Here is a 14,395-nt window from a genome sequence, read left to right as displayed (position 1 = left end):
CATCCCACCCCTCCCGGCGCCGCCGTGCCGCTCGCGCCCCGTGCGCTCCTACGGATGTACTGACCTGCCGACGGAGCGACGCCTAAGCAGCCCGCGTGCCAGAGGTCGCGCGTGGCGCCTTTCTCCTTAAGAGCGCCAACGAATCTGCCGCTTCTGGCGCGCGGGATTCCCCGGTGGATCTGAAAAAATGCCCGGGTGGGGAAGTGCCGTTCCCAACGGGAGACTGTGAAAAGGACCGGGTTGCCCGTCCGGGTTCCTGTTCCTAGGTTTGCCCGCGCCAGGCTGTGGTGCGTGGGGAGGTGCGGCGTGTACTGGACGATGGGAATCATCCTGTTGGTGTTGTGGGGGCTGGGGCTGACCACCGGCTCCACCGAGGGGTACTGGGTCCATCTGCTGCTGCTGTTCGCGATGGTGGCGCTCTTGCTGGCGGTGGTGTCTCAGGGCCGCCGGGCGGCCTCGGCGTGAGGCGCGGGGCGCCCGAGGTGACGGGGGTGGAACTGCCCCGGGACTCCGTGGGCTTCACGCGCCGCGAGTGCCCGGAGTGTCAGCGGCCCTTCAAGACGCGTCCGGGGCCCATGGACTCGCGCGCGGTGCTGCACAAGCTCCTGGGCTTCTACCCCTTCGAAAATGCCCACGAGTGCGTGGAGGGCATTCCCGTCTGGGGCTGCCCGTACTGCGGCTACCGCGCGGAAGCGGACGCCTTTCTCACGCCCGCCCAGCAGAGGCACCTGGAGGCCGTGGCGCGCGGCTGGGCCAACCACGTGCGGTACGAGCAGCTGGCGCACGTGGCGCGCACGCTGTCCGTCAACCCCAGGCCAACGTTCGTGGCGGTGGAGCCAGAGGCCCTGCCGGGCCCCATGGAGCCAGAGCCGGACGAGCTGCTGCGCGTCATGCCCATGCTCTGCTGTGGCGAAGAGGTGAAGGTCATCTGGGAGTGGGACCAGGCACTCCACTGCTTCTCCTGCGGCGCGCGGCATGATCCGATGAGCGGCCGCCAGCAGGTGGAGCTGCGCTTCGTCTCGGAGTAGCGCCCGGGGTGGACGCGGGCGGGCGGTGACGGCAGGCTGGAGGGGACATGACGTGGGTCTCCCCCCGGGCCATGCTCGCGTGCCTGCTCCTGGCCGCGGGCGCCGCCGCCGCGCACGACGCCGACATCCTCTATGTTGAAGCGCACCGCGCCAAACCCGAGGCGCCCGAGGTCCGTCAGATTCTGACGATGACGCCGGAGACGCTGGCCTTGCTCCTGGGCGACGCGGACGGGGGCTCGCTCCTCACGCGGAATGGACTGGACGCGCGGCGTGACGCCATCGCCACGGGCATCTGGGATGCGATGCCGCTGGCTTCCGGAGGCTTGCCGTGCGTGCGGACCGCGCACGCCGCGGCGCCGCGGCGGTCCTTCGTGGAGCTGTCCGCCACCTTCACGTGCCCGCCGGGGGGAATGCGCCAGCGCTTCGGGGTGCTGACGCGGCTGCCGCCGGAGTACCGGGTGATCCTGGGCAGCGTGAGGGAAGGGGAGGTTCCAGGCGCCGTGTTCGCGGATTCCACGCGGCCGGAAGTGGACGTCCCGGAAGGCGGACGCGGCACGCCGCTGCTGAGCCGCTTCGCGGGCTGGGTGGGCCTGGGCGTGCGCCACATCTTCGAGGGCGTGGATCACCTGGCCTTCCTGCTGGCCGTGCTGCTGGTGGGGGGCAGCTGGCGGCGGGTGTTGCTGCTGGTGACGTCCTTCACGGTGGCGCACTCGCTCACGCTGGGGGCCGCCGCGCTGGGCTGGGTGGTGTTGGACGGAGTCCAGGCCCGGTGGGTGGAGGCCGCCATCGCCGCGTCCATCATCTACGTGGCGGTGGAGAACCTGGTGCTGCGCGAGCACCGGCACCGGGTGCTCGTCACCTTCCTCTTCGGGCTGATCCACGGCTTCGGCTTCGCGGGCGTGCTGGCCGGCTACGGCCTGGGCGAGTCCGTGGTGACGGCGCTGCTGGGCTTCAACGTCGGTGTGGAATTGGGCCAGGCGGTGGTGGTGGCGGTGCTGCTGCCCGTCCTCCGCATGGTCCAGCGCCGTCCGGCTTTGCACACGAGGGCCGTGAGGGGACTGTCCATCGGAATCCTCGCGGCTGGTGGGTACTGGATGGTTGAACGCGCCCTCGGTTGAATCCCGCGCTCGGCGTCCCTACTTTGGCGACTTGAAGGTAGGGAACAGGGGGACGTCAATGGGTGCGAGGCATACCCGGTTGGCCGCGGCGCTGGCCGCCGCGTGGGAGGCGGAGGTCGTCTCCGCCCGGCGGATGACGGCGCTGGCGGAGCGAATCGCGGATGCGAGGGTCCGGGCACGGCTGATGGTGTTGGCCGCGTTCTGCCGGGCTCACGCGTCGCGATTGCTCGCACGGCTGGCCGCGCTGGGCCGAGGTCCACTGCCGGTTCCTCCCGAGGACATCGAGCTGGATTCGGATACGTTGCTGGAGCTGCGACGCGAGGGGGCCTTCGCCCGCGCGTCGGCCGCCCGCTATGAGACGACCGCGGAGCTGGCCCGTCAGCAGGCGGATCTCTCCTCTGCGTGGGTCTGCGAGCTGAACCGCACCGAGGAGCAGGACCGCTCCCGGGAGCTGCTGTCCCTGGCAGAAGGGGCCCTGGGGCCCGTGGTCCACGCCGACGCGCCGGCCAGCGCCGCCCCGGGTGACTCTTGAGGGAATGACATGGGTTTCTCGCTCTGCCGGTGACAGTTACCGTGCATTGGGCGTAGAAATCCGTTCATGGCGAAGGAGAGCTACAACGACCTCATCTTCCAGCTGGGCGACCTGGCTCGGGACAGGTTGCCGGGCAAGCCCACCTGTCCCCGTTCCATGGACCGCGTCTACCGCGCCGAAGAGGCCGTGGTGGCGCGCCGGGATGAACTGGCGGCGCTCGAGCAGGAGATGAACGACGAGGACGCGGCGTATTCGGACTTTCTCGCCGAGCAGGGCGAGGAGCGGGCGAAGCACGCCGTCATCGTCAAGAAGTGGAAGAAGGCGGTGGACGCCATCGACGGCAAGGTGAAGGAGCTGCGCAAGACGCTCGCGTCTCGCAAGGCCGAACAGCGCTACGCCGAGGATGGTCTGGTCAAGCTCGAGAAGAAGATCAGCGACATGGAGCTGACCGGCGAGCCGCCCGACAAGATCGAACTGGCCCGCGGCAACCTCAAGAAGAACCGGCTCCAGCAGATGCGGCTCGGTCGGCAACTGGAGGATCTGGAGTCCAACCTGGCCACCGCCCTCACGCCCGTGCCCGGTCAGCCCGGCGCGGCCGGCATCCTGGCGCACAAGCGCATGCTGGAGATGGAGGACGAGGCGGAGGAGCGGAAGCTCGACCACGAGCACCGCATGGCGGAGCTCGACCAGGCGATCGCCGCCAAGGAGGTCCAGGTCCAGGCCGCGGAGGATTATCTGGATCAAGCACTGTTCCTCCTGGGCGAAGACGTGTATGCACAGCGCATCAACGATGCGCAGCTCGCACCGTTCTACCCGCGGTTGGATCGCGCGCAGTGAGAGAGGCACCCGCCCGTAGTGCTTGACGGCGGAGACCTGTCTGCTACATTGCGCCGCTTCCTGGCGACCGCGGGGACGCGTGCAGTCCAGGTCATTGAACTTATTGGGTTTTTCCGCGCCACCAGCGCGCTGGCAGTGAGGACGACGTGAAGGGTCTGATTGGCAAGAAGATCGGCATGACCCAGGTGTTCAACGATGAGGGCAACCTCGTCCCGGTCACGGTGATCGACGTGGGCACCTGCCAGGTCGTTGGCAAGCGCACCCCGGAGAAGGACAAGTACTCCGCGGTGACCATCGGCTTCGGTGAGATCCGCGAGAAGATTCTCAACCTGGCCGAGCGGGGCTTCTTCAAGAAGGCCAACGCGCCTTACCGCCGCCACCTGAAGGAGTTCCGTGTCACGCCGGAGGAGGCCGCCTCCTTCAACGTGGGCGACGCCGTCAAGGCCGACATGTTCGCCAAGGGCGAGCTGGTCGACGTCACGGGCGTCACCAAGGGCCGCGGTTTCTCCGGCGTCATGCGCCGCTGGAACTTCAAGGGCTCGCAGACCAAGACGCACGGTACGCACGAGTACCAGCGTCACCCGGGCGCCATCGGTCAGCGTAAGACGCCGGGCCGCGTGTACCCGAACAAGAAGATGCCCGGTCACTACGGCGTGGAGCAGGTCACCACCCAGAACCTGACCGTGGTGGACGTGGACGTGGAGAAGGGCCTGGTGCTCGTGAAGGGTGCCGTCGCCGGTCACAACGACGGCGTCGTCTACATCCGCCCCAGCATCAAGGCGGCCATGCGCGCGCAGCACAAGGCCGCGCGCGGCGCGTAGTTCGCTGCTGAGCGTCTGAACGCTCGAAGCGCCCCGCTTCCGGGCCCGATTCGTCGGGCATCCGGGCGGGGCGTTTGTCTTGCGGGGCAGGGTGCGTGCGGTTTCCGCGGGTGGGCAGGTGTCTGCCCCGCGTGACGACCCGCCTGCCTGCTTCATCACGTCCCGTGCCGTGGGATGCCCCGGAAACGTTGACCGGTGGGCGTCCGGTGGGGACGACCGTGAAGAGAATTCCGACTCCAGGCCAGCTCGGCTTGTCGGCCGTGGAAGCCGTGCGCACATCCAGGCCCCACGAAGGAGTCTGAGCGTCGGGTGACGCGGACTCCGTGGCTCGGGGAGTTCCTTGCACTCCCGTTCATGGCGGCCCACCCGACGGGCCGGGCAGGATTATGATCGCACGCACGCTCTGCGCCTTTGCTTCGTTGGCCGTCTCGCTGGCGGCACCAGTTGCCGCGGCACAGGACGACGAGAACGTCCTGGACAACGTCGTCGTCCGCAACCGGTTGTACGAGCCGGGCGGCAAGTTGGAGCTGTCCTTCGGGATCGGTCTGCCGCTCCAGACACACCTGACGGCGCACTACGTCTTCAACGCCGGGGTGGCCTACAACCTCTTCAACACCTTCGCGGTGGAGGCTCGGGCCGGCTACGCGGCCAGCCGTCACACGGGCCTGGCGCGTTCCATCTCCGAGAGCTTCCTCAACCGCGAGGACAAGCGCGTCACCGACGAGCTGGAAGACCTCTGGCAGATGAACCTGCACGGGGTGGCCGGTGTCCGCTGGGCGCCCATCTACGGGAAGCTCAGCCTGCTGTCGGACCTGCCGGTCCACTTCCAGACCTACGTCTGGGGGGGCGGGGGGCTCGCCTCGTTCAAGCGCAACTCCGTGATCCAGTGCACGCAGGTGGTGAACCGCGAGCTGGGCATCTGCGACAACCGCACGTCGGTGGATGATCGCGGGTCGGCCACCCAGGACTTCTGGGTGAATGAGTCGCGGGTCGCCCCGGTGGTGTCGGCGGCGGTGGGCTTCCGCTTCTTCATCCTGGACAAGCACGGCGTGCGCCTGGAGCTGCGCGACTGGGTCTTCCGGGACAACTACCGCGTCAACCTGGAGCGCGATGCGTGGGAGGCGGGGCAGGCGTCGGGTGAGCCCGCGCGCAGCCCGGGCCTCACGCACCTGGTGCAGTTCGACCTTGGCTACACCTTCTCCTTCTAGGTCCACCTGACTATGCGACCGTTCCTGTCCCTCGCGCTTCTTGTCGCCACGGCCCCGCAGGCCGCGCCACGCGTCCCGGCTCCGGCCTTCGCGCTGGCGCAGGTCCAGCAAGTGCCCGCGCCCGGTGCGGAGACGTCCGTGCCGCCACCGTCCACGCAGCCCCAGTCGCTCCCGGAGGCCCCTGTCGGGCCCGCGTCCCGGCCTGCGCCGCTGGTGCCCGCGGAAGCGTCCGCGCCGCCCGCGGGTGTCCGCCCCAACGCGGCCCCGGCGCAGGGCACCGGCGAGGTGCCCGCGAGCGAGCCTTCCCGTGTTGACGACACCGCGACGGTGCCCGCCGCCGAGCCCGCGCCCACCGTGGAGACGGACTCCGCTCCCGCGACGAGGGGCGTGGCCGGGCAGGAGGCGCCGCCGGTTCCCGATGATGCGCCGGTGCTGGCGTCCGACCTGGGCTCTGATGCGCCGCGCACCACGGATGCGCAGCAGCAGCGGCTGGTGAACGGAGCGCCGCTCTACAACCCCAACGTGTCGGTGCACATCGTCCAGAAGAAGCGCTTCGCGGACGAGGGCCGTCACGAGCTGACGGTGTACCCGGCCACGGTGCAGGTGAATGGGAAGTACACCCGCCACGCGGGCACGGCGGCGCACTACACCTACCACCTGCAGGAGAACTTCGCCCTCCAGGTGATGGGGCAGTACAACTGGCACTCGAACGAGAGCGCCTTCAACCTGGAGCTCATCGACAAGGTCCGTGAGCAGGCGCAGGCGGCCTCGTCGCTGCTCCTCGTGTGGGGCGCCCACGCGGGCGTGGAGGTGACGCCGCTCTACGGCAAGTTCGCCTTCCTCAACAATTCGCTCGCGCAGTTCAGCGTGGTGCTCAGTGGCGGCGCGGGAATCGGCTCCACGCGTCACCTCATCCGCCCCGCGGTGACGAACGATGTGGAGGGCGAGTCGTTCCAGGTGCCCGCGCGCTTCGGTGACACGGGCACCAAGTTCATGGGCTCGGTGGGTGGTGGTTTCCGGCTCCAGTTCGGCGAGTCGTACGCGCTGCGCGTGGAGGTGCGGGACCTCATCTACACCGCGCGCGTGGACCGGGTGGACGGCTGCAACCTGGCGGACTTCGAGGCGCTCGAAGCGGCGCGTTCCACCAACCAGGACTTCGCCTCGCTGAACCTGAGCGGGAGCTGCCGCTACGAGAAGTTCGACGGCGTCGACCCGAAGACGAAGAAGAACTACCGCGAGGACATCATCCTGGGCCGGGACCTGGTGGCCGAGCCGTCCTCGGACGTCCTCAACAACGTGAGCTTCTACGCCGGCTTCTCTGTCCTCTTCTGATGCTCAGGAAGGCCCGAACCGCCATGAAACGACTGCTCAGCCTCTTCGTCGCCCTGGCGCCGCTCGCGGTGTCCGCCCAGCCTGATTCGGGTGGCTACAACCGCGCGCTGGCCGCCTTCAACGCCGGTGACATGGACACCGCCGCGCCCCTCTTCTTCGAACTCGCGGAGAGCGCCCCCGACGCGGAGGTGAAGGGCAAGGCGGAGTACTTCCTCGGACAGGCCCTGGCCCAGAAGGGCCTGCCTGTTTCCGCCTTCATCGCCTATGCGGCCATCGTCAATGCCGGACCCTCGCACCCCTCATATCTCAAGGCGGTGGAGGGCCTGGTGGACATGCAGCAGCAACTGGACGAGCACAACCTCATCCCCAGCATCCTCAACCAGGCCTACACCGACGAGGTGCGCGACCGCTGGGTGACGCTGCCCAAGGAAGTGCTCGCGCGCATCAACTACCTGGTGGGCACGGTGAGTCAGCGCAAGAGCCGCTTCGAGGAAGCGCGCTCGCTGCTGGAGGCGGTCCCCCCGGACAGCCGCGTGTACGCGAAGTCCCGTTACCTTCTGGGCGTGGTGCTGGCGGACCCGCGCTTCCCGGGCCGTCCTGGCGAGGACTCCGTGTTGGACAAGGACGCGCTGGCTGCCTTCAACGCGGTGCTGGCCGCGAAGGAGGGGCAACTGGACTTGCGCGCCACGCAGCACCTGGCGCTCATCGCCCTGGGCCGGCTTCACTACCGCCGCGGTGAGTACACCGACGCCAGCGCCGCCTATGAGCGGGTGCCGCGCTACTCGCGCTACTGGGACCAGGCCCTCTTCGAGAACGGCTTCGCGCGCTTTCAGAACGAGGACTTCGGCGGGGCGCTGGGCAGCCTCCAGGCGCTGCATGCGCCGCAGTTCGCCGGGGCCTTCCAGCCCGAGTCGTGGATACTCAAGGCGACCGTCTATTACTACTCGTGCCTCTACGACGAGGTGAAGACGACGCTGGCGGCCTTCGACGAAATCTACGGTCCCATGGAGCGGCAACTGGAGCCGTTCGCCGGGGAGGACGTGCCGCTGGTGCAGTCCTTCAACCTGGTGGCGGCGGAGAACCGCCGGTTGCCGCGCCCGGTATACCTGTGGCTGCGCAACAACGAGCGCATCCGCGAGGTGATGCGGATGCTGGAGCGCGTGGACAACGAGAAGCGTGCGCTGACGAACGGACGCTGGCGCGGCACGCCGCTGGCGGCGCAGTCCACCGCGTCGCTCGAGGAGGTTCGCGGGACGCTGCTGCAGGTGGGCGGCACGCTGGCGCAGAGCCGCATCCGTGAGGCAGCGGACAATCTGCGGACCTTCTCCGACCAGGCGGAGATCATCCGCGTGCAGACGGCATTGGATGAGAAGGATTTGCTGCAGGCCGGCGTTGACCAGAAGGCGCTGCTGACGCGGCAGTCGCTGTATCGCCCGAAGATGCCAGGCGCGGCCTGGAACTACTGGAAGTTCCAGGGCGAGTTCTGGATCGACGAGATTGGTTATTACCAATACACGCTGAAGCGTGGCTGCCCGGCGAAGACCGCTGAACAGCAGCCGTAGGTTCACGAGCGCCGCCGTCACGCATGCACGTACCTTGAGGGGCCGGCTCCACGCGACACCGCGTGGAAGCGGCCCCTTCGTCGTTGTTGACAGTGCGCAAGCACCGTTCCACCGCCACTTCTCAATCCAGAAGTGCGCATCTACTTTCCGTCGTCCCTCGTCAGTGGGTGCTGGATTGCCCGCATGCCGGGTCGGCTTCACGGCAGGAGCTCGCATGAAGGTGGTTCTTCGTTTCGGTGCGCTGGCGGTGGGCGCGGTGCTCATCACTGGCGGGGTGGGAGAGGCGGCGGAAACGCAGGCCCGCAAGGGGGGGAAGAAGCCCGCCGCGGCGTCCGCGTCGAAGACCTCCGGTGCGTCCAGCAAGGCGGGCGGGAAGAAGAAGTCCGCGAAGGCCCAGGTCGACCGCAAGGCAGAGGAGAAGGCTCCGCCGCCAGGGGTCGCGCCGGAGGACGTGCGGCAGGGGCCCGCGCGAGTTCAGCCCGCGTCGGCGAAGTTCGCGGAGCTGCCCCGCATCCCGGACGCCAAGCGGGACGCGCTGGCGGACAAGAAGCGCGACGAGGCCATCGCCGCCTTCAAGCGCCTCATCCCCAAGCTGCGGGACGGCAATCCGCAGAAGGCGGAGATGCTCTACCGCCTGTCGGAGCTCTACTGGGAGAAGTCCAAGTACCTCTACCAGTTGGAGATGACGCGCTTCCTCGCGGCGGAGAAGGAATACGACGCGGCCGTGGCGCGCGGCGAGAAGGTGGAGCCGCCCAAGAAGAACCACGCGGACAGCGAGCGCTACCGCACCGAAACGATGGGCATCTACGAGGACATCCTCCGCGCGTACCCGGACTATCCGCAGCGCGACGAGGTCCTCTTCTCCATGGGGTACAACTACTACGAGCTGGGGCGCCGCGAGGACGCGGTGGCCCGCTACGAGGAGTTGATCCGCGACTTCCCGAAGTCGCAGTTCGTGCCGGACGCGTACATCCAGCTCGGCAACCACTACTTCGAGAACAACAAGCTCATCCCCGCCAAGGAGAACTACGAGAAGGCGCGGGACTCGCGCGTGCCGAAGATCTACGGCTACGCCGTCTACAAGCTGTCCTGGTGCGACTACAACACCGGCGACTACGAGCTGGGGCTGAAGAAGCTTCACGAGGTGGTGGACTACGCCGCGAAGAGCCCCGAGCTGGGTGACCTGCGCACCGAGGCGCTCAACGACCTGACCGTCTTCTACGTCCAACTGGACCAGCCGAAGGAGGCCATCGCGTACTTCAAGGAGAAGGCGCCGGCGCAGCGCGTGGGCCGCTTGCTGGCCAAGACGGCCGCGGGCCTGGTGGACGCGGGCCACTTCGACAGCGCCATCCTCACGTACCGAACGCTCGTGGACGACGAGCCCATGGGCGCCAACGCGCCGGAGTACCAGCAGGCCATCGTCCGCGCCCACGAGGGGCTCCGCCAGCGCCAGATGGTCCGCAAGGAGATGAAGCGGATGGTGGACCTCTACAGCCCCGGTGGCGAGTGGTGGAAGGCCAACGAGGGCAAGACGGCCGTCCTCCGCAACGCCTTCAACGTCACCGAAGAGGCCATGCGCGTCATGGTCACCGAGTACCACCAGGAGGCGCAGAAGACGCGCCAGGTGGAGACCTACCGGCTGGCGCGTGACATCTACAAACAGTACGTGGACGCGTTCGCCTCCAACGCGAACCCAGACTTCGTGGCGGACTCCGCCTTCAACCTCCGCTTCTTCTACGCGGAGATCCTCTGGGCCCTGGAGGAGTGGGAAGCGGCCGCGGCCGAGTACGACGCCGTGGTGGCCTTCAAGATTCCGGACCGCGACACCGCGCGCGAGGTCTCCAACGAGACGTACCGCAAGAGCGCCGGGTACAACGCCATCCTCGCCTACGACAAGCTGGTGAAGATCGAGCGAGGCCAGCTCGCCAAGAGCGACCTGCGCGACGGCCAGAAGGTCGACGAGAAGAAGGACAAGGGCGACGTCGCCAAGCAGAAGATCGTCAAGCGCGACGCGAAGGACCGCCAGGAAGAGGCGCTCACGAAGTTCGAGGACCGGCTGGTCGCCGCGTGCGACGTCTACGTGAAGCTGTATCCCAACACGCAGGACGAAATCGACCTGCGCTACCAGGCCGCCGTCATCCTCTATGACCGCAGCCACTTCGTGGACGCGGCGCGGCGCTTCGGCGAAATCATCGAGAAGTTCCCGGAGGAGCGCCGCTCGCGGGACGCGGCCGACCTCACCATGTACGTGCTGGAGAGCCGCGAGGAGTGGCTCGAGCTGAACACGCTGTCGAAGAAGTTCCTGGAGAACAAGAAGCTGGCCAAGCCCGGAACGGACTTCGCCGTGCGCGTCAGCCGCGTCGTCGAAGGCAGCCAGTACAAGTGGGTGGACGAGGTCGTCTACAAGAAGGAGAAGAACCCGAAGAAGGCCGCCGAGGAGTTCCTCCGCTTCGTGGCCGACTTCCCCAAGTCAGAGAACGCGGACCGCGCGCTCACCTACGCGATGATCATCGCGCAGGAGGCGGGCGAAATCGACAAGGGCCTGGCCGCGGGTGAGCGCTTCCTCAAGGAGTACCCGCGCAGCCCCTTCGAGCTGAAGGCGCGTTACTCGCTGGCGGGCCTCTACGAGAAGGTCGCTGAGTACCGGAAGGCCGCCGTCATGGCGGAGTCCTTCGTGGCCAGCTACGACGCCGCGATGAAGGCGGACGATGCCAACGGCAAGCGCAAGGCGCCCAAGACGGCCGCCAAGGCGAACGTCGCGCCGGGCGCAGAGGACGCGGAGGCCAAGCGCGAGCGGAAGGCCGCCGAGCGCAAGGCGCTGCTGGACGAGGCCGGCGGCTGGCTGGCGGATGCGCAGTTCAATGCGGGCGTCTGGTGGGAAGGCGCGGGTGAGCCGCAGAAGGCCGTGGCCGCGTACAACACGTACGTCTCCCGCTTCAAGGACCGCAAGGACGTGCCGCAGGTGGCCTTCGCGGCGGCGCTCGCGTGGGAGAAGGAGAAGAAGTGGAGCGAGGCGGCCCGGGCGTTTGGCGCCTTCGCGGAGACGTACGGCCGTGACTCGCGCTCCAGCTCCGCGCAGGTGTACCTGGCGCGCTACCACGAGCTGCTGGCGTACGAGCAGCTGAAGAACGTCCGCGAGCAGGAGCGCGTGCAGGGCGAGCTGGTGCGGGCGTGGAACCGGCTGCCGGAGAGCGCTCGCAAGGACGCGGCGGTGCTCAATGCCTACGGCCATGCGCGCTTCCTGTCGCTGGAGCCGGCGTGGACGCGCTACGTAGCCATCCGCTTCTCGCGGGTGAGCACCATCCGACGGGACCTGGCGGCGAAGCAGAAGGAGATCCAGCGGCTGGAGAAGGAGTACCTCGCCGTCCTGTCCACCGGCTCCGGCGACTGGGGCATCGCGGCGCTCACGCGCATCGGCCTGGCCTATGCCGACTTCGCGCGCAACATCATGGACTCGCCGGACCCATCCGGGCTCGATGAGGAGCAGCTCGCCATGTACCGCAGCGAGCTGGAGAACCTGGCGTTGCCGTTGGAGGACAAGGCCGCCGAGGCCCTGGAGAAGGCGCTGGAGAAGGCCTACGAGCTGGGCGTCTACAGCCGGTGGACCCTGGCCGCGCAGGACCAGGTGAACCGCCTGCGTCCAGGGGCCTACGCGCAGGTGCGGCAGGTGAATTACCGCGGCAGCGACACACTCGTCCGCTCGGACCTGGTGCGCGTGCTGGAAGGCGCCACCGCGACGACGCCGGTCCCGGCGGATTCCTCGAAGCCCTCGGATGACGAGGCGCAGGCACCCACTGCGGCGCGCGGGGAGGTGCTGCGATGAAGCCGTTTCGCATCGATTCCTTTCAGGTTGGGGCGGGGAAGACGCAGATGACCTGGTTCCGTTCGCTCCTCGTCGGCTCGCTGGCCTTTACGGCGGCGTGCGCCTCGGGGCCTCAGAAGAAGCAGACCGCCGCGCCGGAGGTGACGCCGCCCGCGGCGCAGCAGCCCGCGCCCGAGCAGAAGCGGGTGCCTCCCCCCGCGCAGAAGTCCGGCAGCGCGCAGTCCGCCTTCGCGGCGGCGCTCCAGTCCTATGAAGCAGGGGACCTGGACGGTGCGCGCAAGGGCTTCGAGTCGGTGGTGGATGAAGTGCCGCAGAGCCTCAACGCGCAGTTCAACCTGGGCGTCATCGCGGAGCGCCAGGGCCGTCCGGCTGACGCGCGCGTGGCCTACGAGAAGGTCCTCCTGCTGGACCCGGCGCACGTGCCCGCGGTGGTCAACCTGGGCGTCATGTACCGGGAGCAGGGGCGGCTGGACGAAGCCATCGCGTTGTTCCAGCGGGCGCTGAAGACGCCCGGTCGCGAGTACGACGCGTCGCTGCTCAACAGCCTGTCCATCACCTATCGCGTCGCCGGAAAGCTGGATGAGTCCGAGGCCGCCGCGCGCCGCGTGCTGGTGCGCAACAAGGACAACCCGGGGGCATACAAGAACCTGGCGCACGTGGCCTACGCCCGGGAGAAATACCGGCTGGCGGAGCTGCTGGCCGGCAACGCGCGCAAGCACTCGGAGAACGACCCGGCGCTCTACAACCTGCTGGGCATGGTCTACCTGAAGCTGGACGACCGGGCGCGCGCGCTGGTGCAGTTCCAGAAGGCCATCTCACTGGATGCGAAGTTCACCCCGGGCTACCTCAACCTGGGCGCCCTGGCGCTGAGCTACCGCGACTACGTGGGCGCCGAGCGCTCCTTCGGCAAGGCCGTGGAGCTGGAGCCGGGCTCGCCGGACGCGACGCTGTACCTGGCCTGGGCGCTGGACGGGCAGAAGGGGCGCGATCCGAAGAAGGGCCTGGCCGCGGGCGAGGCGTTCGAGAAGGTGCTGGCCACGCGCTCGGACCTGCCGGAGGCCGTGTGCGGCGCGGGCTGGGCGTATGCGTCGGACCGCGCGGGCTGGCAGAAGGCCATCGCGTTCCTCGACCGCTGCAAGGGGCTGGAGACGACGACCGACAATGACAAGCAGATGATCACCGCCAAGGTCCAGGGCCTGCAGAACATGCTCAAGGCCCCACCGCCCGAGGCCGCGCCCGCCACCGCGGAAGGCGAAGGCGGTGGCGCTCCGGCGAATGAGGCCATTGGCGGCGGTGGTGCGCAGCCCGCGCAGGGCGCCGAGGGCGTGGCGCCTGGACAGGGCACGGAGGCGGCGCCGGCAGGCGATGCCACGGGCGCCGCGGGCGCACAGCCTGGGCAGGGCGCGGATGCGATGCCCGCGGACGAAGCGACCGGTGGCGCGAGCTCCCGGCCCGAGCAAGGCACTGGCACGACGCCAGAGGCTGACGCCATGGGGGGCTCGGGTTCCGAGCCCACTCCGGACGATGCTCCGCGGGGTGCTGCCTCCAGTGGCAGCGGGGCGCGGCTTGCTCCCGGTGGGGACGGTACGCCCGCGGGCAAGTGAAGCGGCTTCCCTTGGGGCGCGGCGTTCGGCGCTCGCACAGTGGGCGGGGGCTGGGTTGGACAGGCACCCGAGGCATCACCCCGACAGGCAGGCTGGAGTTCTGACGAAGAGGGACGGAACTTTTTTCCTCTCTCCAGGCGGCAACACCCGGATGAGCAGGCGAGCTCCTCTGGATTCAAGGGCTTGAGGTTGGATCGCGCTGTGCATTGGGAGGTTGAGCATGAGGCGACTGGTATCAGCGGTGGTGGTGCTGGGCCTGTGGGCGGCACCCTCGGTGGTGATGGCACAGGAGTCGAGAGACACGGTGAAGGTCGTCCAGGAGGAGGACCGCACCGTCTTCCGGAAGAAGACGGTCATCGACTTCACGGATGTCGCGGTGGAAGGCGAGCTCACGAAGCCTGAGGGCTCGTACGTCCTCCACCGGAAGAAGACGGACTTCCAGAGCCTCATCAAGGTCCGGGACAACTTCGATCCAGAGCTACAGAAGTCAGTCGACAACCTCTAGCGGCAGCGGGCGGCGGCAGTCGTTC

At 68.3% G+C, this 14,395-nt stretch carries 12 protein-coding genes; all 12 read left to right on the top strand.

The window, feature by feature from the left end; genetic code table 11:
- Positions 1-306: 306 nt before the first annotated feature.
- Positions 307-465 (top strand): lmo0937 family membrane protein, encoded by a 159-nt coding sequence (locus tag HNV26_RS29450; protein ID WP_020478757.1) that lies wholly within the window; start codon positions 307-309, stop codon positions 463-465.
- Positions 462-1,028 (top strand): hypothetical protein, encoded by a 567-nt coding sequence (locus HNV26_RS29445; protein ID WP_171445595.1) that lies wholly within the window; start codon positions 462-464, stop codon positions 1,026-1,028. The genes HNV26_RS29450 and HNV26_RS29445 overlap by 4 nt, the downstream gene beginning before the upstream one ends.
- Positions 1,029-1,075: 47 nt before the next feature.
- The gene (locus HNV26_RS29440; RefSeq protein ID WP_171452914.1) at positions 1,076-2,146 is read left to right on the top strand and encodes a HupE/UreJ family protein; all 1,071 of its coding nucleotides are present in this window, start codon (positions 1,076-1,078) and stop codon (positions 2,144-2,146) included.
- Positions 2,147-2,204: 58 nt separating this feature from the next.
- Complete coding sequence (locus HNV26_RS29435) at positions 2,205-2,678, top strand: hypothetical protein (protein WP_140862568.1); 474 nt, start codon at positions 2,205-2,207, stop codon at positions 2,676-2,678.
- Positions 2,679-2,744: 66 nt separating this feature from the next.
- Positions 2,745-3,515 carry a hypothetical protein gene (locus HNV26_RS29430; protein ID WP_171444328.1) on the top strand — a complete coding sequence of 257 codons (771 nt, stop codon included), beginning with the start codon at positions 2,745-2,747 and terminating at the stop codon, positions 3,513-3,515.
- Between the two features lie 146 nt (positions 3,516-3,661).
- Positions 3,662-4,336: a 50S ribosomal protein L3 gene (gene rplC / locus HNV26_RS29425; protein WP_171444329.1), complete on the top strand. Its 675-nt coding sequence runs from the start codon at positions 3,662-3,664 to the stop codon at positions 4,334-4,336.
- 386 nt (positions 4,337-4,722) lie between these two features.
- Positions 4,723-5,544, top strand: a complete 822-nt coding sequence (locus HNV26_RS29420; RefSeq protein ID WP_171444330.1) for an outer membrane beta-barrel domain-containing protein — start codon at positions 4,723-4,725, stop codon at positions 5,542-5,544.
- Positions 5,545-5,556: 12 nt separating this feature from the next.
- On the top strand, positions 5,557-6,876 hold the full coding sequence (locus tag HNV26_RS29415) for an outer membrane beta-barrel domain-containing protein (RefSeq protein WP_171444331.1): 1,320 nt from the start codon (positions 5,557-5,559) through the stop codon (positions 6,874-6,876).
- 23 nt (positions 6,877-6,899) lie between these two features.
- A complete protein-coding gene (locus HNV26_RS29410; RefSeq protein WP_171444332.1) occupies positions 6,900-8,438 on the top strand; it encodes a tol-pal system YbgF family protein in 1,539 nt (512 codons plus the stop codon).
- A gap of 214 nt (positions 8,439-8,652) precedes the next feature.
- Positions 8,653-12,261 (top strand): tetratricopeptide repeat protein, encoded by a 3,609-nt coding sequence (locus HNV26_RS29405; RefSeq protein WP_171444333.1) that lies wholly within the window; start codon positions 8,653-8,655, stop codon positions 12,259-12,261.
- The gene (locus HNV26_RS29400; protein WP_253817183.1) at positions 12,258-13,865 is read left to right on the top strand and encodes a tetratricopeptide repeat protein; all 1,608 of its coding nucleotides are present in this window, start codon (positions 12,258-12,260) and stop codon (positions 13,863-13,865) included. The genes HNV26_RS29405 and HNV26_RS29400 overlap by 4 nt, the downstream gene beginning before the upstream one ends.
- A gap of 220 nt (positions 13,866-14,085) precedes the next feature.
- Positions 14,086-14,370: a hypothetical protein gene (locus HNV26_RS29395; RefSeq protein WP_171444334.1), complete on the top strand. Its 285-nt coding sequence runs from the start codon at positions 14,086-14,088 to the stop codon at positions 14,368-14,370.
- Positions 14,371-14,395: the final 25 nt, after the last annotated feature.

The sequence above is a fragment of the Myxococcus xanthus genome (assembly GCF_013116825.1).
In the GTDB taxonomy this organism is placed as follows: domain Bacteria; phylum Myxococcota; class Myxococcia; order Myxococcales; family Myxococcaceae; genus Myxococcus; species Myxococcus xanthus_B.
The sequence above is the reverse complement of the archived record's forward strand: the minus strand, read 5'-3'. Positions and strand labels throughout refer to the sequence as shown.

Excerpts from the sequence above, each read along its gene's own strand:
- HNV26_RS29395 (WP_171444334.1), top strand. The coding sequence starts at position 14,086 with ATGAGGCGACTGGTATCAGCGGTGGTGGTGCTGGGCCTGTGGGCGGCA.
- HNV26_RS29420 (WP_171444330.1), top strand. The coding sequence starts at position 4,723 with ATGATCGCACGCACGCTCTGCGCCTTTGCTTCGTTGGCCGTCTCGCTG.
- HNV26_RS29430 (WP_171444328.1), top strand. The coding sequence starts at position 2,745 with ATGGCGAAGGAGAGCTACAACGACCTCATCTTCCAGCTGGGCGACCTG.
- HNV26_RS29405 (WP_171444333.1), top strand. The coding sequence starts at position 8,653 with ATGAAGGTGGTTCTTCGTTTCGGTGCGCTGGCGGTGGGCGCGGTGCTC.
- HNV26_RS29410 (WP_171444332.1), top strand. The coding sequence starts at position 6,900 with ATGAAACGACTGCTCAGCCTCTTCGTCGCCCTGGCGCCGCTCGCGGTG.
- HNV26_RS29435 (WP_140862568.1), top strand. The coding sequence starts at position 2,205 with ATGGGTGCGAGGCATACCCGGTTGGCCGCGGCGCTGGCCGCCGCGTGG.
- HNV26_RS29400 (WP_253817183.1), top strand. The coding sequence starts at position 12,258 with ATGAAGCCGTTTCGCATCGATTCCTTTCAGGTTGGGGCGGGGAAGACG.
- HNV26_RS29415 (WP_171444331.1), top strand. The coding sequence starts at position 5,557 with ATGCGACCGTTCCTGTCCCTCGCGCTTCTTGTCGCCACGGCCCCGCAG.
- HNV26_RS29440 (WP_171452914.1), top strand. The coding sequence starts at position 1,076 with ATGACGTGGGTCTCCCCCCGGGCCATGCTCGCGTGCCTGCTCCTGGCC.